We start from the raw sequence: 19515 nt of genomic DNA, 5'->3' as shown, positions 1-19515 counted from the left end.
GGGGTACGCGTCCCGATCAGTCGGTCGGGGTCAGCAGGAAGCCGCGCCGCACCTCGTCACCGCCGAGGTCGCAGGGGATCGGGCAGGCGAACCCGACGATCATGCCCGAGTCGTTGATGTCCTGCGCCGACTGGAGCGTGACGGACGCCGGCAGCTCCGGTACACGTTCGTTCAGGTCGACCATCGTGCCGTCCTGCCAGAGGAACGCGTGGTCGTTGCGGAAGTCCGCCGCCGACTGGAGGGTCCCAACGACCTGTCCCACCCCGTTCACCCCGTACGCCACCGAGAGGTCCCGGCCCAGTGCGCCCAGGTCGCGCATGTCGCCGTCCCGCCACAGGAAGGCGCGCATCTCCCCGTCGGCGGTCGGCGACATCCCCACCACCTCCCCCCGGTCGTTGATGTCATGCGCGACGGTCGACTCGCCGTTGCCGCCGAGCGTGCCGAGGTCGCGCAGGACGCCGTCCATCCAGACGAAGCCGTGCAGCGGTCCGTCCGGAGTCGCCGCCGCACCCACCACCTGCCCGTGGTCGTTGACGGCGTTCGCGACGCTGAGCGTCCCCCACGGGCCGGCGGTGCCGCCGAACGAGCCGATCTCCACGATCTCGCCGTCGCGCCAGACCACCCCACGGTAGGGCGCGCCCTGTGCCTCGTACCGCCAGCCGACGACGACGCCGGCCTCGTTGATCCCCTGGGCCACACTCCCACTGCCCGGACCGTAGCCGGTGCCGAGATCGGACATCACACCGTGCCGGTGCACGAACGCGTGCATCGGGTCGGTGGCGTTGACGTGGCTGGCGCCGACGACGACACCGAGGTCGTTGATGTCCGTCGCCTGGCTGGACGAGTACGCCGTCGTGGAGATCGCGCCGAGGTCCCGGACCACGCCGCCGGTCCAGGTGGTGGCGCGCAGGCTGTAGCCGCGCAGCGACGTCGTCGCCAGACCGGCGGCGGTCCCGGCGGCGTTCACCGCGGCGGCCTCGCTGAACGCCCTGCCGCCCGGGGTCGTGCCGAGCGGTCCGAGGTCGAGGTAGGTGTAGGTCGGCAGGTCCGCCGGCGCGGCGGCCCGCGCCTCACCCGGTTGCAGCGCGAGCATCGTGGCCAGCCCCAGCGCGCCCGCGAAGAGGCGACGGGACAGTGTACGTTTCGGCATCCGAATTCCCCCGTGGCGATGTAACCATGATCGATATCTGATTATGGCCCGCACCGGAGCCGGAGATTCTTACCGAACACTTACACCGGCAGAGCTGGCCGCAGCCGGCCGGCTCCGGAAAGCGGGCGGCCCGGCCCACGGTTCTCTGCCGCCGACAAGTGGCGTCGGCCCGCCGACCGGTCTCCCGACCGGTCGACAGGCCGCGCGGACTACAACCGGCAGGCGTGGATATCGGTGACGAGGATAGCCCGGGCGCCGACATCGTAGAGCTCGTCCATGATCCGGTGCAGGTCCTGGCGCAGCACCATCGCCTGCACCGCCACCCAGCCCTCGCGGTGCAGCGGCGAGATGGTCGGGGACTCGATCCCCGGGGTGAGCGCGGAGGCCTTCTCCAGCAGGTCGGCCCGGACGTCATAGGTGAGCATCACGTACCGGCGGGCGACCAACACCCCCTGGAGGCGCCGGACCAGCTGGTCCACCTGCCCGTTGGCCGGCGCGCCGACCCGGCGGACCAGCACGGCCGACGAGCGCAGGATCGGCTCACCGATGATCTCCAGTCCGGCCTGCCGGAGCGTGGCACCGGTGGAGACGACGTCCGCGACGACATCGGCCACGCCGAGGCGTACGGCATTCTCGACCGCGCCGTCGAGCCGGATCACCGTCGCGGCGAGCTCGTGTTCGGTCAGATAGCCCTGCACCACCCCGGGATAGGCGGTGGCGATCCGGCGGCCGGCGATCTGGTCGACCGCGGCGACCGTCTCCGGCCGGGCGGCGAACCGGAACGTGGCCGCGCCGAAATCGAGGTCGACGATCTCCTCGGCCGGGCTGGCCGAGTCGACCAGCAGATCCCGGCCGGTGATGCCGAGGTCGAGGTCGCCGGAGCCGACGTAGGTGGCGATGTCCTTGGGACGCAGGTAGAAGAACTCGACGTCGTTGGGGTCGTCCCGGCAGATCAGGTCGCGGTCGTCACCGCGCTGGCGGTAGCCCGCCTCGCGCAGCATCTGCGCGGCAGGGCCGGAGAGGGTGCCCTTGTTGGGTACGGCGATGCGCAGCATCGGAGGTGCTCCTCGCGGTCAGGGATCGGAATCGGACTGACGGACGCGTCCCCCGGCGGTGACCGGGTGGCGGGACGCGGGCGGGGCACTCACAGATGTCGGTAGACGTCCTTGAGCTCCAGGCCGGTGGCGAGCATCAGCACCTGTGCCTGGTAGAGCAACTGCGAGATCTCCTCGGCGGCGCGTTCCGGCCCCTCGTGCTCGGCGGCCATCCACGACTCGGCCGCCTCCTCGACGACCTTCTTGCCGATCGCGTGCACACCGCGCTCCAGCGCGGCCACCGTCGCCGAGCCGGGAGTGCCGGCCGCGGCCTTGGCCTGCAACTCGGCGAACAGCTCCTCGAACGTCTTCACCCCGCGATTCTCGCAGCCCTCCCGTGCCGCCCCGGCCCCCGGGTGCCGTCGCAGCCCACCATGTGAACCGCCGAGCAGGTAAGGAAGGGCCCCCCATTATCGTTTTCTGTTGTACAGGGGGCCCTTCCTAACATCTCAGGCGCAGCGGTCAGCGGACCGTGATGGTGTGGTCGTCGAGGTGTTGTTCGCTGCCGTCGGCGAGGGAGATCGCGTACGCGGTGACGGTGTACCTGCCCGGCGGCAGGGTGACGGTGACCGTCCGCTCCCCCTGGGCCGGGCCGGCGATCGAGAGGGTGACCACCTGCTCGCGTACGACCCGGCCGTCCCGCCGGATCCGGAGCTGGGCGGTCGCCTCGGGCAGGATCCCCGCCACGTGCACCGGGAAGGTGCGCCCGACCGCGTCGCCGTGCTGCGGCGAGATCAGCCAGACCGGGGCGAGCGCCTCCACCGCCGAGGCGCGGCGCAGCACACCGGCGGTGTCGACCCGGTCCCAGAGCCGGTCGACCGGCGCCCCGTCGAGCCGCAGCCGCAGCCCGGAGACGCCCGGCACCGCCGTGACGGTCCAGACCAGTTGCTGCACGGCGAGCCGGGCCGTCGCCGCGCCGACGTCGTGGCGGGCCGCGCCGGCCAGGTCGACGGTGGCGATCTCACCGTCGACCGTCACGCCACGCAGGTCGGTCCCCTCCGGCCAGGCGTTGCGGTAGTCGGGGTCCATCCCGACCGGGCTGTCCAGCAGGTTGCGTACCGCGGCCGTGATCCGGTCCCGGGCCGAGCCGTCGCGCAGCCAGAGCCGGTGGAACTCGCGGTAGAGCCGGGGCTTGTCCGGGTCACCGCCGAGGTAGTAGACGGCCAGGCTGTCGGTGGGCGCGCCGGGTGCGGCTGCCGGCGTACCGGCGGAGGTGCCGGGCGAGGGGGCGAGGGCGCCGCCGGACGGAGTCGGACCGGGGCGGACGTCGCCGGTCGGGGTTGTCGGAGTCGCGGAGCCGTCCGTGCCGGCGGCGCCGGGCGGCGGCTCGGTCCGGTCGGAGGGGGTCGGCACGACGGTACCGACCAGGCCGGCGGCGACCGCCACCAGGCTCAGCGTGGCCACGGTCACCGCGCCGGCCGCAAACGGCGACCAGCGGCCCGACCGGCGCCGGGTCATCTCCGGCAGCGACCAGCCGGGCCCGCCGCCCCACCAGCGGCGCCCGGTGATGTCCCACCAGCGGCGCCCGGCGGCGCCCCGGTCGCCGGCCGCGATCCGCCGCTGGACGGCGGGCAGGGCGCCCGGTTCCGGATCGATCCGGTCGGCCTCGGCCGCGAGTATCCGGCGCAACAGTTCCTCGTCGCCCGGCACCGGCTCCGCCGGGCCGCGCCACCGTTCGTCGCTCATCGTTCTGCTCCCAGGCTCTGCTTCAGCGCGGCCAGTCCACGGAAGGTGTGGCTCTTCACCGCGCCCCGGCTGACGCCCATCAGGTCGGCGGTCTCGGCCTCGGAGAGGTCGAGGTAGTAGCGGAGCACCAGCGCCTCGCGCTGCCGGGGCGGCAGGGTGCGCATCGCCGCGATCACCGTGTCGTGCCGGAGCAGGTCGAGCGCGCCGCTCTCCGCGCTCGGCGCGTCCGCCGCCGGCCGGGCTGCCGCGAGGTGGGCGGTCACCACCCGCCGGTGCCGAAGCGCCGAACGGCAGCGGTTGACCACGCTGGTCCGCAGGTAGCCGAGGGCCCGGTCGGCGTCCCGCAGCCGGGACCAGTGCCCGTGCAGGGCGACGTAGCCGTCCTGCACGATCTCCTCCGCCACGCCCTGGTCGTGCAGGAGCAGCGTGGCGAGCCGGACCAGTGGGCGGTAGTGGGCGGCGAAGAGGCTGGCGATCGCCTCGTCCGCCGTCCACTGCGGTGGCTCCGGTCGTGTCATGGTCCTCCCGCCGGGCGGGTCGGAGACCAGATGGGTCGTCACGGCAGGTTGACGCGCGACCCGCCGTTCCGGTTTACCGCCCAGGGCGGGTCGACACCACTCGACACCCCGATATCGCGCTCGACCTGCCGAAATCCGACCGACATCCGCATCGGATCGAGAACGACGTCTATGGGTACGCGTCGACATGTGCCTATGCTGTCGGCCATGGCTCGCCGATCACTGCCGGTCGCGCTCACGACCGCCACCATCGTTCTCGCGGCCCTCGCCGGCTGCGCGCCCCAGAACCAACCCGCACCGGGTCCGCCCCAGAGCGCCTGCACCAAGGCGGAGCTGAAGACCCGTACGCCGGGCACGTTGACCATCGCCACCGACGACCCGGCGTACGCGCCGTGGTTCAGCGACAACCTGCCGGCCAACGGCAAGGGCTTCGAGTCGGCCGTCGCGTACGAGGTGGCCCAGCAGCTCGGCTTCGCCCGGATCGACGTGCAGTGGGTCCGGGTCAGGTTCGACGCCGCCATCGCCCCCGGGCCGAAGGAGTTCGACTTCGACATCAACCAGTTCTCCATCACGGAGGAACGCAAGCAGGCGGTCGACTTCACCTCGCCGTACTACCTGGTCCGGCAGGCCGTCGTCGCCGGCAAGGGTTCCACGATCGCGGGGAAGACGAAGCTGGCCGACCTGCGGGGCGCCAAACTCGGGGCGCAGGTGGGCACCACCAGCTACCAGGCGATCACCGACGTGATCGAACCGACCGTCAAGCCGCAGGTCTACAACAGCAACGACGACGCGAAGAAGGCTCTGCAGAACGGCCAGCTCGACGGCATCGTCGTCGACCTGCCCACCGCCTTCTACATCACCTCGGCGGAGATCGAGGACGCCACGGTCGTCGGGCAGCTGCCCCAGGTCGGGGTCCCGGAGACCTTCGGCCTGCTGCTCGACAAGGACTCGCCGCTGACCGGCTGCGTCAACGGCGCGGTCGACGCGCTACGGGCGAACGGCACGCTGGCCGACCTGGAGAAGACCTGGCTCTCCGAGGTGACCGGCGTCGCCGACCTGACGTGACCCTGGCCGACCACCACCCCCGGTCACCGGAACACCACCCGGCCGCGGCGCACCACCCGTCCCCGATCGCCCGCGAGCGGACCGCCTACCGGAAACGGCAGACGGTCCGCTCCGTGCTGGTCGCCGCCGCCTCGACCGGGGTACTCGGCGTGCTGCTGGTGCTGGCGGTGACCGGGTCACCCGGTTGGGAGCGGGTCCGGCAGTCCTTCCTCGACCCGGAGATCGGCCGGGCGGCACTCCCGGAGATCCTCGCCGGGCTCTGGCTCAACGTGCGGCTGCTCGTCTTCTGCGCGCTGGGCTCGCTCGCCCTCGGCCTGGTGGTGGCGGTGCTGCGTACCCTGCGCGGGCCCGTCTTCTTCCCGGTGAGGGCGCTGGCCGCCGGCTACACCTACACGTTCCGAGGGCTCCCGCTGATCATCGTGCTCTACGTACTCACCCTGGGCGTGCCGGGCCTGCGGCTACAGGGGACGCCGCCGGTGCTGGTGCTCGGCGGGATGGCGCTGGTGCTCACCTACGGCGGCTACCTGGCCGAGGTCTTCCGGGCCGGCATCGAGTCGATCCATCCCAGCCAGCTCGCCGCCGCCCGGTCGCTCGGCCTCACCTATCGGCAGACGATGCGGCACGTGGTGCTGCCGCAGGCCGTCCGCCGGGTGGCCCCGCCGCTGCTCAACGACGTGGTCGCGCTGCAGAAGGACGTCGGGCTGGTCTCGCTCGCCGGCCCGATCGACGCGGTACGGGCGGCGCAGATCGCCACCGCCGAGACCTTCAACTACACGCCGTACATTGTGGCGGGGGTGCTCTTCGTGCTGCTCGCCATCCCGCTGATCGCGGTCACCGACTGGGTGACCCTGCGCGCCGCCCGCCGGCAGGCCGCCCGGTGACCGGCCCGCCCACGCCGGCCGGGCCGGTGTTGCGCTGCCGAGGGCTGCGCAAGGTCTACGGCGGGCACGTCGTGCTCGACGGTCTCGACCTGACGGTGGCCGAGCACGAGGTGGTGGCGCTGATCGGCGCCTCCGGCTCCGGCAAGTCCACCCTGCTGCGCTGCGTCAACCTGCTGGAGGAGACCGAGGACGGCACCATCCACCTCGACGGCGAGCACATCACCGATCCGCGCGTCGACCCCGATCTGGTGCGCCGGCGGATCGGTATCGTCTTCCAGGCATACAACCTCTTCCCGCACCTGCGGGTGCTGGAGAACATCACGCTGGCACCGGTCCGGGTGCACCGTCGGGACCGCGCCGAGGCCGAGGCGCAGGCGCACGACCTGCTCGGCCGGGTCGGGCTGGCGGAGAAAGCCGGCGACTATCCGGACCGGCTCTCCGGCGGCCAGCAGCAGCGGGTGGCGATCGTCCGGGCGCTGGTCAACTCGCCCCGGCTGCTGCTGCTCGACGAGGTCACCTCGGCGCTCGACCCAGAACTCGTGGGCGAGGTGCTGACGATGATCCGGGACCTGAAGACGGACGGGATGACGATGGTGCTGGCCACCCACGAGATGGGCTTCGCCCGCGAGGTCGCCGACCGGATCTGCTTCCTCGACGGCGGGCGGGTGCTCGAGGAGGGGCCGCCCGAGCAGGTGCTCGGCGAGCCGACCCAGCCGCGCACCCGGCAGTTTCTCCGCCGGATCATCGAGGCGGGCCGGCTCCCACCCCGATGACGATGGCCGGGGCCGGCGGCGTCACCGGTGAGCCCTGCTAGGGCCGGGCGGCGATGTCCCGGATCGCCACGGCGGCCTCCAGCGCCGCCGTGGTGGCCGCCCAGCCCTTGTCCTCGGCCGAGCCGGGCAGCCCGGCCCGGTCCCGGGCCTGCTCCAGGTCGTTCACCGTCAGCACGCCGTGCGCGACAGGTGTGCCACTGTCCAGCGCGACCCGGGTCAGCCCTTCGGTCACCGACTGGCAGACGTAGTCGAAGTGCGCGGTGGCACCCCTGATCACCACGCCGAGCGCCACCACGGCGTCGCAGCGCCGGGCCAGCGCCTGGGCCACCACCGGCAGCTCCACCGAACCGGCGACCCGGACCACCAGTACGTCGTCCACGCCGCACGCCTTGGCCGCCGTCACCGCGCGGTCGACCATGTGGTCGGTGAGCTCGCCGTGCCAGCGCGCGGCCACCACCCCCACGGTCAGCCCGGAGGCGTCCACCGTCGACTGCCCCGGCTCCCCGAACCCCGCCATCGTCACGCCAGCCTTTCCGTCATCTTGGTGAACTCCGCCGTCTTCGTGAACTCCGCCGTCTTCGCGAGCTCGGCCGTCTTCGGTAGCTCCGACAGCTCCGCGAGCTCCGACAGCTCCCCGGCGTCGGCCGGGGTCTCCAGCTCGTCCAGCAGGTGTCCCATCCGGTCCCGCTTGGTCCGCAGGTAACGGACGTTCTCCGGCGTCGGGCGGACCGGCATCGACTCCCGGCCGACCACGGTGAGACCGTAGCCCTCCAGCCCGGCCCGCTTGGCGGGGTTGTTGGTCAGCAGCCGCATCGAGCGCACCCCGAGGTCGTAGAGGATCTGCGCGCCGGTGCCGTAGTCCCGGGCATCGGCGGGCAGGCCGAGCTCCAGGTTCGCGTCCACGGTGTCCCGGCCGTGATCCTGCAACTGGTACGCCTGGAGCTTGTGCAGCAGCCCGATGCCGCGCCCCTCGTGGCCGCGCATGTAGAGGACCACTCCGCGCCCCTCGGCGGCGACCCGTGCCAGGGCGGCGTCGAGCTGCGGGCCGCAGTCGCAGCGCAGCGAGCCGAAGACATCCCCGGTCAGGCACTCGGAGTGCACCCGTACCAGCACGTCCTGCCCGTCGCCGAGATCGCCGTAGACCAGGGCGATGTGCTCGGCACCGTCGTGGTGCACCCGGTAGCCGAGGGCCCGGAACGGCCCGTACGGCAACGGCAGCCGGGCTTCGGCGACCTGCTCGACCTGCCGATCGGTACGCCGCCGGTAGGCGATCAGGTCGGCGATGGTGATCAGCGTGATGCCGTGCTCGGCGGAGAACGTGACCAGGTCGGGCAGGCGCATCATGCTGCCGTCGTCGTTGACCAGCTCGCAGAGCACCCCGGCCGGCCGGAGCCCGGCGAGCCGGGCCAGGTCCACGGCCGCCTCGGTGTGCCCGGGGCGGCGCAGCACCCCGCCGGCCCTGGCGCGCAGCGGCACGACGTGCCCCGGCCGGCTCAGATCGGTGGCGTCGGTGCCCCGGTCGGCGAGCAGCCGGATGGTGTGTGCCCGGTCGGCGGCGGAGATGCCGGTGCTGACCCCCTCCCGGGCGTCCACCGTCACCGTGTACGCGGTGCCGCGCCTGTCCTGGTTGGTGTGGTACATCGGCGGCAGTTCGAGCCGGTCGCACTCCTGCTCGGTCAGCGGCACGCAGATGTAACCCGAGGTGTGCCGGACCATGAACGCGACCAGTTCCGGGGTGGCCCGCTCGGCGGCGAAGATCAGGTCGCCCTCGTTCTCCCGGTCCTCGTCGTCGACCACCACCACCGGACGGCCGGCGGCGATGTCGGCCAGCGCCTGCTCGATGGTGCCGAATTCGGTACTCATGCCGGCACTCCACTTCGCTCCGTGCCGCCATGAGGCACGCTGGCGCTGAACTGGCTGATTCGCTCGCTACGCTCGCTCACTTCCACGGCCTCCAGTCCGTCCACCGGCAGTCGCCCGCCGGTGGTCAGCAGTCGTTCGACGTACTTGGCGAGGACGTCAACCTCGAGGTTGACCGGGTCCCCGACGCTCTTGCGGCCGAGCGTGGTCGCGGCCAGCGTGGTCGGGATCAGCCCGACCGAGAACGTCTGCGGGGTCAGCGCGGCGACGGTCAGCGACACTCCGTCGACGGTGATCGAACCCTTCTCCACGACATAGCGGGCGAGGTCGGCGGGAAGCCCGAAGGTGACCGTCTCCCACTGCTCGGCCGGCTCCCGGGCGACGATCTCGGCCACCCCGTCGACGTGCCCCTGCACCAGGTGCCCGCCGAGCCGGCTGCCCAGCGTGGCGGCCCGCTCCAGGTTGACCGGGTCCCCCGGACGCAGCGCCCCCAGCGCCGTACGCCGGAAGGTCTCGCCCATCACGTCGGCGGTGAACGTGTCACCGTCGATCGCCACCACGGTCAGGCAGACCCCGTTGACGGAGATCGAGTCGCCGTGTCGGGCGTCCGCGGTGACGACCGGACCGCAGACCGCGACCAGGGCGGAGTCACCGCCGGTGTCGTCCCGCCGGACCAGCTCGCCCAACTCCTCCACGATTCCGGTGAACACTGCTTCAGCCCTCCGTCTTCCGGGGATACGCGGTGACCCGCAGGTCGGGTCCGACCGGTGTGATGTCGGTGAACTCCAGGTCGATGACCTCGGAGATGGTGCGCGGGCCGGCGTCGGCCAGCGCCGCCGGGCCGGCGCCGAGCAGTTTCGGCGCCAGGTAGCCGACCACCCTGTCGACCAGGCCGGCGGAGAGGAAGGCGCCGGCCAGGGTGGGGCCGCCCTCCAGCAGCGCCGCCCGGACCCCGCGCCGGTAGAGCTCGGCGAGCAGCTCGGCCAGCTCGACCCGGCCCTCCGGGCCGGCGCCGACCTCCTTGACGGTCGCCACCCAGGTGGGCGCGGCGCCGTCCCGGACCCGGGCGTCCAGCGGGGTACGGCCGGCGCTGTCCACCACGACCCGCAGCGGCTGCCGGATGGCCAGGGTGCCGTCGCGCAGGTTCCGCACGGTGAGTCTCGGATCGTCGGCGAGGACGGTGCCGACCCCGGCGATCACCGCGTCGACGGTGCCGCGCAACGCGTGCACGTCGATCCGGGCCGCCTCGGAGGTGATCCACATGCTGGTGCCGTCGGCCGCCGCGATCCGGCCGTCCAGGGTGGCGGCGTACTTCCAGGTCAGGTAGGGCCGGCCCCGGCGTACCGCGGTCAGCCAGGCCAGGTTGCCGGCCTCCGCCTCGGCCGCCCGGATCCCGACCTCGACCTCGACGCCGGCCGCGCGCAGCCGCTCGATCCCGCCGGCGGCGACCGGGTTCGGGTCGGCCACCGCCACCACCACCCGGCGGACCCCGGCCGAGATCAGCGCCCCGCTACACGGCCCGGTACGCCCGGTGTGGTCGCAGGGCTCCAGGGTGACCACGGCGGTGCCGCCCCGGGCCCGCTCGCCGGCCTGGGCCAGCGCGACGATCTCGGCGTGCGGCCCGCCAGCGTACGCGTGGAAACCCTCGCCGACGACGTCGCCGTACGGGTCGAGCAGGACGCAGCCGACCAGCGGGTTGGGGCTGGTCGTGCCGAGGCCGCGAGCGGCCAGAGCGATAGCGCGGCGCATCGCCTCGTCGGCGGAGACGCCCCCCATGCCGTTCCCTTCCCCTCGCCCGTCGTCGTGGCGCGCGGGCGGGTGTGGGAGGCGTCACCGGTCGGTGACCGGGCGGGCGGCGGAGCGTGGGGAACGGCATAGCCGAGACCCCGAAGGGACCCCCGGTGCGGCGCACGCCGTCCGGTGGACCCGTCCGTCCCGCGCGCTGTCTCCCATCCGGACTGTCTGGGCGCGGAAACTGCCCGCCCCCAACCGTCGGCCCCGGATTCTCACCAGGTCCACCGGGCGGCCGAGGCCGACCGGGTCGCGGGCTTACCGGGCCTGGGCCCGGATCACCGCCGGTTCGGAATTACACCGAGTCCCGCCAGCGCGTGGTGGGTACCGGTCGAGTCTTGCACGGAACCGGGCCGTATGGGCCCGCGAGGCGACCGACCTCACATCGACGTGACGGCGGTCACTTCGCCCCGCGCCGCCGCTCCCCCGCCTCCGCCGCCGGCACCCCGGGGGTACGCCGCCGGTCCATCGCCACGTACGACCCGGGTTGGCTCTTCGCCACCGTCTTCATCTCGGAGGCGGCCGCGATCACCTCGAGGGGGTCGGTGAAGCGCCGCTCCGGCACCGAGAGCGAGACCCCGATCGAGAGGGTGACCAGGTGGGCGCGCTGGATGTTGCCGCGCCGGTCCTTCAGCTCGACGTAGCCGCGCTTGGCGTCCTCCGGGTCGTAGAGCTCGTCGGCGGTCTTCTCGAAGTCGATCACGGCCCGTTCGGTGAGCGGCCGGACCTGCTCGGGGGCGCAGACGATCACGAAGTCGTCGCCGCCGATGTGCCCGAGGAAGGCCGGGGGCAGCCCGACCGAGACCACCGCCCGGTGCAGGCTGCGGGCGAGGGCGCTGATGAACTCGTCGCCCCGGACGAAGCCGTACCGGTCGTTGACGCTCTTGAACCGGTCGATGTCGATGTAGCCGACCGCGTAGTCGACGCCGCTGCGGACCCGGTCGCCGATCTCGCGGCGGACCCGGGTGTTGCCGGGCAGCCCGGTCAGCGGGGAGACCTCGCGGAACTCCTTGTTGCGGCGCAGCGTGGAGCTGATCCGGGCGATCAGCTCGGCGTTGTCGAAGGGCTTGACCAGATAGTCGTCGGCGCCGGCGGTGAGGCCGTGCACCTTGTCCACGGTGAGTCCCTTGGCGGTGAGCATGATCACCGGCAGTGCCGAGGTCATCGGGTTGGCCCGCAGCCGGCGGGTCAGCTCCAGCCCGTCGATCCGGGGCATCCGCAGGTCGACCACGACCAGGTCGGGGCGGCGCTGCTCGATCACCTCCAGCGCCTCCTGGCCGTCGCTGGCCTGCGCCACGTCGAAGCCGTGCAGCCGCAGGTTGAACGAGACGAACCGGACGATGTCCTCGTCGTCGTCGACCACCAGGATCAGGTCGGGCCGCTCCTCGGCGACCCCGTCGACGCTCATGCCCCCGGCAGGGCGCGCTCGGCGAGCCGCCGCAGCCGGGTCACCGCCGCGGCCGGGTCCGCCGCGCCGTAGACGGCGGTACCGGCGACGAACGCGTCGGCGCCGGCCGCCGCCGCCTGCTCGATGGTGTCGGCCGCGATCCCCCCGTCGACCTCGATCCGCAGTTCGAGATGGCCGGCGGAGGCGTGCCGGCGGGCGGTGCGGACCTTGTCGAGCATCTCGGGGATGAACCGCTGCCCCCCGAAGCCCGCCTTGATAGTCATGATCAGCAATGTATCGAAGCTGGGCAAGAGGTCAAGGTACGGTTCGATCGGGGTGTCCCGGTCGATCGCCAGGCCCGCCTTCGCCCCGGCCGAGCGGAGGTCCTTGGCCAGCGAGACCGGGTTGTCGCAGGCCTCGACGTGGAAGGTCACGTTGTAGGCGCCCGCGTCGGCGTAGCTCGGCGCCCAGCGCCGCGGATCGGAGATCATCAGGTGTACGTCGAACGGCAGCGAGGTCGCCGCCAGCAGGCTCTGCACCACAGGCAGCCCGATGGTCAGGTTGGGCACGAAGTGGTTGTCCATCACGTCCACGTGCAGCCAGTCCGCCGCGGACTCCACCGCCGCGACCTCGTCGGCGAGCCGGGCGAAGTCGGCGGCGAGGATGCTGGGCGCGACGATCGGCGCTGGTACGGTCACCGCGCCAGTGTACGAACGCCCGGCACTGTCTCGAAGAACCGGTCCGGGGTGATCGGCAGGTCCCGGACGCGTACCCCGGTGGCGTGGTGGACGGCGTTGGCGATCGCCGCGGCGGTGCCGACGATGCCCAGCTCACCGAGGCCCTTGGAACCCATCGGGTTGACGTGCGGATCCTCCTCGTGCAGCGTGTGCACCTCGACGCAGCCGATGTCGGCGTTGGTGGCGATGTGGTACTCGGCGAGATCGTGGTTGACCACGTGCCCGAAGCGGGGATCGAGCACGCACCGCTCGTGCAGCGCCATCGAGATCCCCATGCTCATCCCGCCGAGCAGTTGGGACCGACCCGTTTTCGGGTTGATGATCCGCCCGGCGGCGAAGACGCCGACCAGCCGGGGCACCCGGACCTCCCCGGTCGCCTCGTGCACCCGGACCTCGGCGAACTGGGCGCCGAAGGCGTACATCGAGAGGCGCTCCAGCTCGGGATTGTCCGGCATCTCGGCACTCGCCTCGATGCCCTGCGGGGGTACCGCGCCGACGTGTTCGGCGGCCACCCGGGCCCGCAGCCGCCGGGCCGCCTCGACCACCGCGCTGCCCCACGAGGTCATCCCGGACGAGCCGCCGGCCGCGATCGCCGGCGGCAGATCCGTGTCGCCGATCCGCAGGTCGATCCGCTCGACCGGCGCGGCCAGCGCGTCGGCCGCGATCTGTGCCAGGGTCGTCCAGGTACCGGTGCCGAGGTCGGCGGCACCGATCGAGACCGTGTACCGGCCGTCCGGCTCCAACCGGATCGTCGCCGTCGAACCGGGCATCCGGTAGACCGGGTACATCGACGAGGCGACCCCGGTGCCGACCAGCCAACCGCCCGCCGCCCGGCGTACCCCGGGCGTCGGGTCCCGCCCGGCCCAGCCGAAGCGGCGGGCGCCGTCGCGCAGGCAGGCCACCAGGTTGCGGCTGGAGAACGGCCGGTCCAGTTCGGGATCGACCGGCGGCTCGTTGGCGATCCGGAACTCGACCGGATCCTGCCCGCAGGCGATCGCCATCTCGTCCATCGCCGACTCCAGCGCGTACATCCCGGGGGTCTTGCCGGGGGCGCGCATGATCGTCGGCACCGGCACGTCGAGCGGGACCACCCGGTGCGTGGTGCTGCGGTCCGGCGCCGCGTACATCACCCGGGTCGGTGTGACGCTCTGCTCGGCGAACTCCTTGATCCGGGCCGTCTGCTGCACGGTCTCGTGGCTGACCGCGACCAGCCGGCCGTCCGGCCCGGCACCGAGCCTGACCCGCTGGATCGTCGGGGTGCGGTAGCCGACCTCGGCGAACATCTGCTGCCGGGTGAGCGCGAGCTTCACCGGCCGGCCGGGCACGGCGAACGCGGCCAGCACCGCGAGTACGACGTCCGGATGGGTGTGCAGCTTGCCGCCGAACGCGCCGCCGACGAACGGCGAGCTGATCCGGATCCGCTCCGGTTCGAGCCCGAAGAGCGTGGCCAGCGACTCCCGCAACCGGTGCACCCCCTGGGTGGCGACGTGCAGGATGAGCCGGTCGTCGACCCAGATCGCGATCGTGGCGTGCGGCTCGATCTGGGCGTGCTGCTGCCACGGGGTCGTGTACGTGGCGTCGTGGCGCACCGCCGCGCCGGCAAGTGCCGCCTCGGCGTCGCCGTGGATGCTGTCGGTGGCGAAGCCGCCGTTCATGACCTCCGGGGCGTACCGGTCCGGGTGGTCGACCCGCAGCAGCACGTCGTGCGGCTCCGCCTGGTAGTCGAGCCGGACCAGGCCGGCCGCCCGGCGCGCCACCTCGGAACTCTCCGCCACGACGCCGCCGACGATCCGCCCCCGGTACGGCACCTCCGGCGTCTGCAGGACCGCCACCTCCGGATCGTCGAGCGAGGCGACCCGGTGCGCGTTCTCGTGCGTCAGGACGGTCAGGACGCCAGGATCGGCCAGCGCGGCCTCGGTGTGCACCGCGACGATCCGCCCGACGGCGACGGTGGCCTGCACCGGATGGAGATAGACCGGCCGGTCGACGGGGTGCTCGTAGGCGTACCGGGCGGTGCCGGTGACCTTCGCCGGCCCGTCGAACCGGTCCAGTGGGGTGCCGATGGCCCGGCCCGGCAGGGTTATCCCGTCCACACCAGCAATGTAGGGATGCGAACCGCCCCGCCGGCCGGATTCCGCCGAATTCGCTCGGGTGCGGGTGGCTTCGGCCGCCGAGCGGTGGCTCGGCCTCGGGCGCCGGCCCGGTCAGCCCCGGCGGAGCATGGCCAGGAACATCGCGTCCGTGCCGTGCCGGTGCGGCCAGAGCTGCACGGTCGGGCCGTCACCGAGGCCGGGCATGCCGGCCGGCAGCAGCGGTCGGGCGTCGACGAAGTCGACCGGCACCCCGGAGCGCCGGGCCCCTTCGGTGACCGAGACGTGCGTCTCCACCACGTGCGGCGAACAGGTCACGTATCCCACCACCCCGCCCGGGCGGACCGCCCGGAGCGCGGCGCCGAGCAGCTCCCGCTGCAACCGGGTCAGCGCCGGCAGGTCGGCGGGCTGGCGGCGCCAGCGCGACTCGGGGCGCCGCCGCAACGAGCCGAGGCCGGTGCAGGGCGCATCGACGAGTACCCGGTCGAAACCCTGCTCCGGCAGGTCGCCGTCCCGCCCGACGGCGCGCCCGTCGGTGGTCAGCACGGTCACCGGCAGCCCGCGCACCGCCTGGGAGACCAGCCGGGCCCGGTGCTCGGCCACCTCGACCGCGGTCAGCCGGGCACCCCGCTGCGCGGCCAGCGCGCCGAGCAGGCCCGCCTTGCCGCCCGGCCCGGCGCAGAGGTCGAGCCAGCGCTCGTCGGTGCCGTCCAGCTCGGCGGCGGCGAGCGCGGCGGCCACCAGCTGGGAGCCCTCGTCCTGGACGTGCGCCCGGCCGTCGGCGACGGCGGACAGCTCGCCCGGGGCACCGCCGGGCAGGTAGACGGCGTACGGCGAGAAGGCACCCGGTGCGCCACCCACCTCGTCGGCGAGCGCGACCGCGTCCACCCGACCGGGGCGGGCGCAGAGGTGCACCGGCGGGCGCTGGTTGTCCTCGATCAGCAGCCGGGTGGTCTCGCCGACGTCGCTGCCGAGCGCCTCGGAGAACGAGCGGACGATCCACTGCGGATGGGCGTAGCGCAGCGCCAGGTGCCCGACCGGGTCGCTCTCGGCCGGCGGGGCCAGCTCGGCCAGCCAGGTGTCGGCGTCCTTGCCGGCGACCTCCCGCAGTACCGCGTTGGCGAAGCCGGCCGCGCCCGGGGCGACCGAGCGCACCAGGTCGACGGTTGACGAGACGGCGGCGTGCGCCGGGACGCGGGTGTGGAGAAGCTGGTAGGCGCCGAGCCGCAGCGCGTCCCGGGGCTGCGGGTCGATCCGGGCGACGTCCCGGCCGGCCGCGGCGGTGAGGATCGCGTCCAGGGTGCCCCTGAGCCGCAGCGTGCCGTAGGTCAGTTCGGTGGCGAAGGCGGCGTCCCGGCCGTGCAGCCGCCGGTCGCGCAGCATGGCGGGGAGGACCAGGTTCGCGTACGCGTCGTCCCGGTGCACCGCCTCGATCGCCTCGTACGCCACCTGCCGGGGCAGGTCCACCGCCGGCCGGCCGGTGCGCGGCGACCGCCCGTCCCGGTCCGGCTGGCCCCGTCCCCGGTCGCGGTCGTCGCGGCGCCGGTCGGTGCCGCCACGCGCGCGGTCGCGGTCGTCGCGCCGCCCGGCGCCCGTGCGTGGGCGGTCGTCACCCGTCCGTGGACGGTCGTCGCGGCCCTGCGCGGCGCCGGCATGCCCGGTGCCGCCGATGCGGTCGATACGCTCGCTCACCCGACGTGCTCCCCACCGGCGACCCGAGCGCCCCGGGCCCAGTCCGGCGCCGCCATGGCCCGCTTGCCGGCCGCGCGAACCTCGCCCAGCTCCACCGGTGTGGTGGCGGTGCCGACCAGCACCCGGCCTCGCTCGACCAGCAGCTCGCCGGGCTTGAGCTCCGGCCCGTTGCCGACCGGCCGCACCGGGCCGAGCTTGACCCGGTCGCCCCGGAACATGGTCCAGGCACCGGGCGCCGGGGTGGCGGCGCGAATCCGCCGGTCCACGGCGAACGACGGCTCCGACCAGCGGACCTCACCGTCCGGCACGGTCAGCTTCGGCGCCAGCGACACCCCGTCGACCGGTTGCGGCACCGCCCGCGCGGTGCCCTGACCGATCGCGTCGAGGACGGCGACCAGCAGCCCGGACCCGCTGGCGGCCAGCCGCTCCAGCAGGTCGCCGGAGGTGTCGGTGGGCCCGATCTCCTCGGTCACGGTGCCGAAGACCGGTCCGGTGTCCAGCCCGGCCTCCAGCTGGAAGACGCTGGCGCCGGTGACCTGATCGCCGTGCAGCACGGCGTGCTGCACGGGCGCGGCGCCGCGCCAGGCGGGCAGCAGCGAGAAGTGCAGGTTGACCCAGCCGTGCGCGGGGATCTCCAGCGCCTCCGGCGGCACCAGTGCGCCGTACGCGACCACCGGCACGCAGTCCGGGGCGAGCCGGCGGAGCCGGTCGAGGAACTCCGGCTCCCGGGGGCGGGCCGGGGTCAGCACCTCGACGCCCCGCTCGTCGGCCCAGGCGCCGACCGGTGACCGAGCCAGCCCTCGGCCTCGGCCGGCGGGGGCGTCGGGCCGGGTCACCACGGCGATCAGCTCGTGCCCGGAGGCGTCGATGGCGTCCAGGGCGGGCAGGGCGACGGCCGGCGTACCGGCGAAGATCAGGCGCACGTCCGCGTCACCGGCCCAGACCGAACGGGCTCGCCGAGCGCTCCGGGTCGCCGAGACCCCGCCTGGCGGTGCGGCCCTGGCGGCGGTTGGCCGGGGTGTCGTGCGGGCTGACCTTGACCACCGGCGGGGCGTCCCGGTCGTACCAGTCGGCCTGCCGGATCGCCTTCATCGCCTCCTTGCGCCCCTCGGCGTCGAGCCGGTCGAGGAAGAGCACCCCGTCGAGGTGGTCGGTCTCGTGCTGCACACACCGGGCCATCAGCCCGGTGCCGACGATCTGCACCGGGTCGCCGTACTCGTTGAAGCCCTTGGCCACGACGTTGAGCCGGCGCTTGGTGTCGAAGTAGAGCCCCGGGATGGAGAGGCAGCCCTCCGGGCCGTCCTGCTCCTCCTCGTCGGGAAAGTCCAGCACCGGGTTGATCAGGTGCCCGAGCACGTCGTCGACGTCGAAGGCGAACACCCGCAGGCCCACGCCGAGCTGCGGCGCGGCGAGGCCGGCACCGTTCTGCTCGCGCATCGTGTCGGTCAGGTCGGCGACCAGCTTGCGCAGCTCGGCGTCGAAGTCGACGACCGGTTCGGCCGGGGTGCGCAGCACCGGGTCCCCGAAGAGACGGATGGGCTGGACGGTCACGCGGGAGGACTCCTTCGTGGCTGGGATCGGTGGTGCCCCGCCCAGTCTACGGGCGCACCGGAGGAACGACCGGTACGCCGGCACGCCCCGGCCGGTGACCGGACAGGTGGCAGCCGCCGGCGGAAGCTGCGGAGATCTGCCCCGGTCAGCTCTGGTTGCCGGGCTCACCGGCGAGGACGGCGTCGGTGCGCTCCAGGACGTGGTCGGGGAGCGGAAGCTGGGTGCCGTGCGCGGCGTCCCAGTCGTAGATCACACTGACCCCGACCTCGGCCCGGAAGTAGTCGACGGCGCTCAGCCCGCCGACCACCGGCTCGTCGCACTCGGCCACGAGCTGTCCCGGCACCACCGCGAAGCCGTTGCGCAGCGCGGCGCTGAGTCGCCGGTGGCCGTCGACCACGAAGAACTTCTCGCCGGTGTAGCCGATCCGCAGCGGCTCCAGCGCCTCCTCGCCGGCCTGCCCGATCTGTGCCACGTAGTCCGACTCCCAGAGGCCGCGCAGCCCCTGGATCTCCTGGGTCGGATAGATCCGGGAGGGGTCGAGCAGCAGCAACGGCGGTGAGTCGCGCAGGATCTGCTGGCCGAAGGAGCCCTCGTAGGCGGCGATGATGTGCTGCACCACCTCGTCCGCCGACGCCCTGGTGCTGTCGCAGATCAGGTCGTAGTTGCGCAGTTTCGCCTTGTCGACGCCGTACCGGACGAGGAAGCGGCCCCGCTCGCTCTCGCTGCGCTCGTGGAGCTTGGCCCGCGCCTCCTCGATCGAGGTGTAGCTCTCGGCCGGCCCGGAGGGGCGGGCGAGCACCCGGCGCGCCGCCTCGGTCGGCTCGGTGATCATGTGGATTTTCAGGGCGTCCTTGAAGAAGTGCCAGGCGAGCCTGCTGTCGACGATCAACTGCTCGCCCGAGGCCGCGATGTCCTGCTGGAGCTGGTCGACGTAGCCGTCCACCGCCTGGTCCAGCTCGGCGTGCAGGTTGAGCTGGAGTGCGGTCATCTTCCGCCGCTGGGCCATCTCCCGGTAGAGGTCACCCACGCTGACCCGGCGCAGGCCGAGCCGTTTGGCCAGCTCGATGGAGACGGTGCTCTTGCCGCTGCCAAGATCCCCGTTCAGGACGATCGACTGATGACCGGTCACGGCCTACCCACCCCTGATCCCAGGCTATTCAAGATCAATAGTATGTACGCCGAACCGGCGCGGTCACTCTCCGTCACGCCTTTCACTGGAGCATGAGCGGCGATGGTATCA

General features: G+C 73.1%; 18 protein-coding genes, 1 pseudogene and 1 riboswitch. Of the genes and pseudogenes, 3 read left to right on the top strand and 16 right to left on the bottom strand.

Annotation, left to right across the window (positions count from 1 at the left end):
• Positions 1-16: 16 nt before the first annotated feature.
• From ACN28C_RS17495 to ACN28C_RS17475, 5 genes are all read right to left on the bottom strand, one after another.
• Complete coding sequence (locus tag ACN28C_RS17495; protein ID WP_422774486.1) at positions 17-1150, bottom strand: hypothetical protein; 1134 nt, start codon at positions 1148-1150, stop codon at positions 17-19.
• Between the two features lie 209 nt (positions 1151-1359).
• On the bottom strand, positions 1360-2205 hold the full coding sequence (gene hisG, locus ACN28C_RS17490) for an ATP phosphoribosyltransferase (protein ID WP_422774485.1): 846 nt from the start codon (positions 2203-2205) through the stop codon (positions 1360-1362).
• Positions 2206-2294: 89 nt separating this feature from the next.
• Positions 2295-2558, bottom strand: a complete 264-nt coding sequence (locus ACN28C_RS17485) for a phosphoribosyl-ATP diphosphatase (protein ID WP_121159833.1) — start codon at positions 2556-2558, stop codon at positions 2295-2297.
• 148 nt (positions 2559-2706) lie between these two features.
• Positions 2707-3930 (bottom strand): GerMN domain-containing protein, encoded by a 1224-nt coding sequence (locus ACN28C_RS17480; RefSeq protein WP_422774484.1) that lies wholly within the window; start codon positions 3928-3930, stop codon positions 2707-2709.
• A complete protein-coding gene (locus ACN28C_RS17475) occupies positions 3927-4448 on the bottom strand; it encodes a SigE family RNA polymerase sigma factor (RefSeq protein WP_422774483.1) in 522 nt (173 codons plus the stop codon). The genes ACN28C_RS17480 and ACN28C_RS17475 overlap by 4 nt, the downstream gene beginning before the upstream one ends.
• A gap of 207 nt (positions 4449-4655) precedes the next feature.
• Between ACN28C_RS17475 and ACN28C_RS17470 the strand changes: the two genes are divergently transcribed.
• From ACN28C_RS17470 to ACN28C_RS17460, 3 genes are all read left to right on the top strand, one after another.
• Positions 4656-5513: an ABC transporter substrate-binding protein gene (locus ACN28C_RS17470; protein WP_422774482.1), complete on the top strand. Its 858-nt coding sequence runs from the start codon at positions 4656-4658 to the stop codon at positions 5511-5513.
• A gap of 65 nt (positions 5514-5578) precedes the next feature.
• Positions 5579-6394 carry an amino acid ABC transporter permease gene (locus tag ACN28C_RS17465; RefSeq protein WP_422774722.1) on the top strand — a complete coding sequence of 272 codons (816 nt, stop codon included), beginning with the start codon at positions 5579-5581 and terminating at the stop codon, positions 6392-6394.
• Positions 6391-7167 (top strand): amino acid ABC transporter ATP-binding protein, encoded by a 777-nt coding sequence (locus ACN28C_RS17460; RefSeq protein ID WP_422774481.1) that lies wholly within the window; start codon positions 6391-6393, stop codon positions 7165-7167. Before ACN28C_RS17465 ends, ACN28C_RS17460 begins: the two co-directional genes overlap by 4 nt.
• A 37-nt stretch (positions 7168-7204) precedes the next feature.
• On the opposite strand, the gene ribH is transcribed toward ACN28C_RS17460, so the two are convergent.
• The 11 genes and pseudogenes from ribH to ACN28C_RS17405 form a co-directional block, all read right to left on the bottom strand.
• Entirely contained in the window at positions 7205-7684 is a 480-nt protein-coding gene (gene ribH, locus ACN28C_RS17455; RefSeq protein ID WP_422774721.1) for a 6,7-dimethyl-8-ribityllumazine synthase, read from the bottom strand.
• A gap of 143 nt (positions 7685-7827) precedes the next feature.
• Positions 7828-9030, bottom strand: a pseudogene (locus tag ACN28C_RS17450) (bifunctional 3,4-dihydroxy-2-butanone-4-phosphate synthase/GTP cyclohydrolase II); the annotation flags it as partial.
• A complete protein-coding gene (locus tag ACN28C_RS17445; protein WP_422774480.1) occupies positions 9027-9737 on the bottom strand; it encodes a riboflavin synthase in 711 nt (236 codons plus the stop codon). The pseudogene ACN28C_RS17450 and the gene ACN28C_RS17445, both read right to left, overlap by 4 nt.
• A gap of 4 nt (positions 9738-9741) precedes the next feature.
• Positions 9742-10803, bottom strand: a complete 1062-nt coding sequence (gene ribD / locus ACN28C_RS17440) for a bifunctional diaminohydroxyphosphoribosylaminopyrimidine deaminase/5-amino-6-(5-phosphoribosylamino)uracil reductase RibD (RefSeq protein WP_422774479.1) — start codon at positions 10801-10803, stop codon at positions 9742-9744.
• A 161-nt stretch (positions 10804-10964) separates the two neighbouring features.
• A riboswitch (FMN riboswitch) is annotated at positions 10965-11137 on the bottom strand.
• Positions 11138-11218: 81 nt separating this feature from the next.
• On the bottom strand, positions 11219-12226 hold the full coding sequence (locus ACN28C_RS17435; protein ID WP_422774478.1) for a GGDEF domain-containing response regulator: 1008 nt from the start codon (positions 12224-12226) through the stop codon (positions 11219-11221).
• Entirely contained in the window at positions 12223-12903 is a 681-nt protein-coding gene (gene rpe, locus ACN28C_RS17430) for a ribulose-phosphate 3-epimerase (RefSeq protein ID WP_422774477.1), read from the bottom strand. Before rpe ends, ACN28C_RS17435 begins: the two co-directional genes overlap by 4 nt.
• Positions 12900-15035: a xanthine dehydrogenase family protein molybdopterin-binding subunit gene (locus ACN28C_RS17425; protein ID WP_422774476.1), complete on the bottom strand. Its 2136-nt coding sequence runs from the start codon at positions 15033-15035 to the stop codon at positions 12900-12902. The genes rpe and ACN28C_RS17425 overlap by 4 nt, the downstream gene beginning before the upstream one ends.
• Before the next feature lie 111 nt (positions 15036-15146).
• The gene (locus ACN28C_RS17420) at positions 15147-16724 is read right to left on the bottom strand and encodes an RsmB/NOP family class I SAM-dependent RNA methyltransferase (RefSeq protein ID WP_422774475.1); all 1578 of its coding nucleotides are present in this window, start codon (positions 16722-16724) and stop codon (positions 15147-15149) included.
• A complete protein-coding gene (gene fmt / locus ACN28C_RS17415; RefSeq protein ID WP_422774474.1) occupies positions 16721-17647 on the bottom strand; it encodes a methionyl-tRNA formyltransferase in 927 nt (308 codons plus the stop codon). The genes ACN28C_RS17420 and fmt overlap by 4 nt, the downstream gene beginning before the upstream one ends.
• A gap of 7 nt (positions 17648-17654) precedes the next feature.
• Entirely contained in the window at positions 17655-18275 is a 621-nt protein-coding gene (gene def, locus ACN28C_RS17410) for a peptide deformylase (RefSeq protein WP_422774473.1), read from the bottom strand.
• Positions 18276-18420: 145 nt separating this feature from the next.
• The gene (locus ACN28C_RS17405) at positions 18421-19404 is read right to left on the bottom strand and encodes an AAA family ATPase (RefSeq protein ID WP_422774472.1); all 984 of its coding nucleotides are present in this window, start codon (positions 19402-19404) and stop codon (positions 18421-18423) included.
• Between the last annotated feature and the right edge of the window lie 111 nt (positions 19405-19515).

Source organism: Plantactinospora sp. WMMC1484, assembly GCF_049315195.1.
Classification (GTDB): Bacteria; Actinomycetota; Actinomycetes; order Mycobacteriales; family Micromonosporaceae; genus Plantactinospora.
Note: the sequence above shows the minus strand (reverse complement) of the source record. Positions and strands in the feature narration are given on the sequence as shown.

Excerpts from the sequence above, each read along its gene's own strand:
- ACN28C_RS17495 (WP_422774486.1), bottom strand. The coding sequence starts at position 1,150 with ATGCCGAAACGTACACTGTCCCGTCGCCTCTTCGCGGGCGCGCTGGGG.
- hisG (WP_422774485.1), bottom strand. The coding sequence starts at position 2,205 with ATGCTGCGCATCGCCGTACCCAACAAGGGCACCCTCTCCGGCCCTGCC.
- ACN28C_RS17480 (WP_422774484.1), bottom strand. The coding sequence starts at position 3,930 with ATGAGCGACGAACGGTGGCGCGGCCCGGCGGAGCCGGTGCCGGGCGAC.
- ACN28C_RS17475 (WP_422774483.1), bottom strand. The coding sequence starts at position 4,448 with ATGACACGACCGGAGCCACCGCAGTGGACGGCGGACGAGGCGATCGCC.
- ACN28C_RS17470 (WP_422774482.1), top strand. The coding sequence starts at position 4,656 with ATGGCTCGCCGATCACTGCCGGTCGCGCTCACGACCGCCACCATCGTT.
- ribH (WP_422774721.1), bottom strand. The coding sequence starts at position 7,684 with ATGGCGGGGTTCGGGGAGCCGGGGCAGTCGACGGTGGACGCCTCCGGG.
- ribD (WP_422774479.1), bottom strand. The coding sequence starts at position 10,803 with ATGGGGGGCGTCTCCGCCGACGAGGCGATGCGCCGCGCTATCGCTCTG.
- ACN28C_RS17435 (WP_422774478.1), bottom strand. The coding sequence starts at position 12,226 with ATGAGCGTCGACGGGGTCGCCGAGGAGCGGCCCGACCTGATCCTGGTG.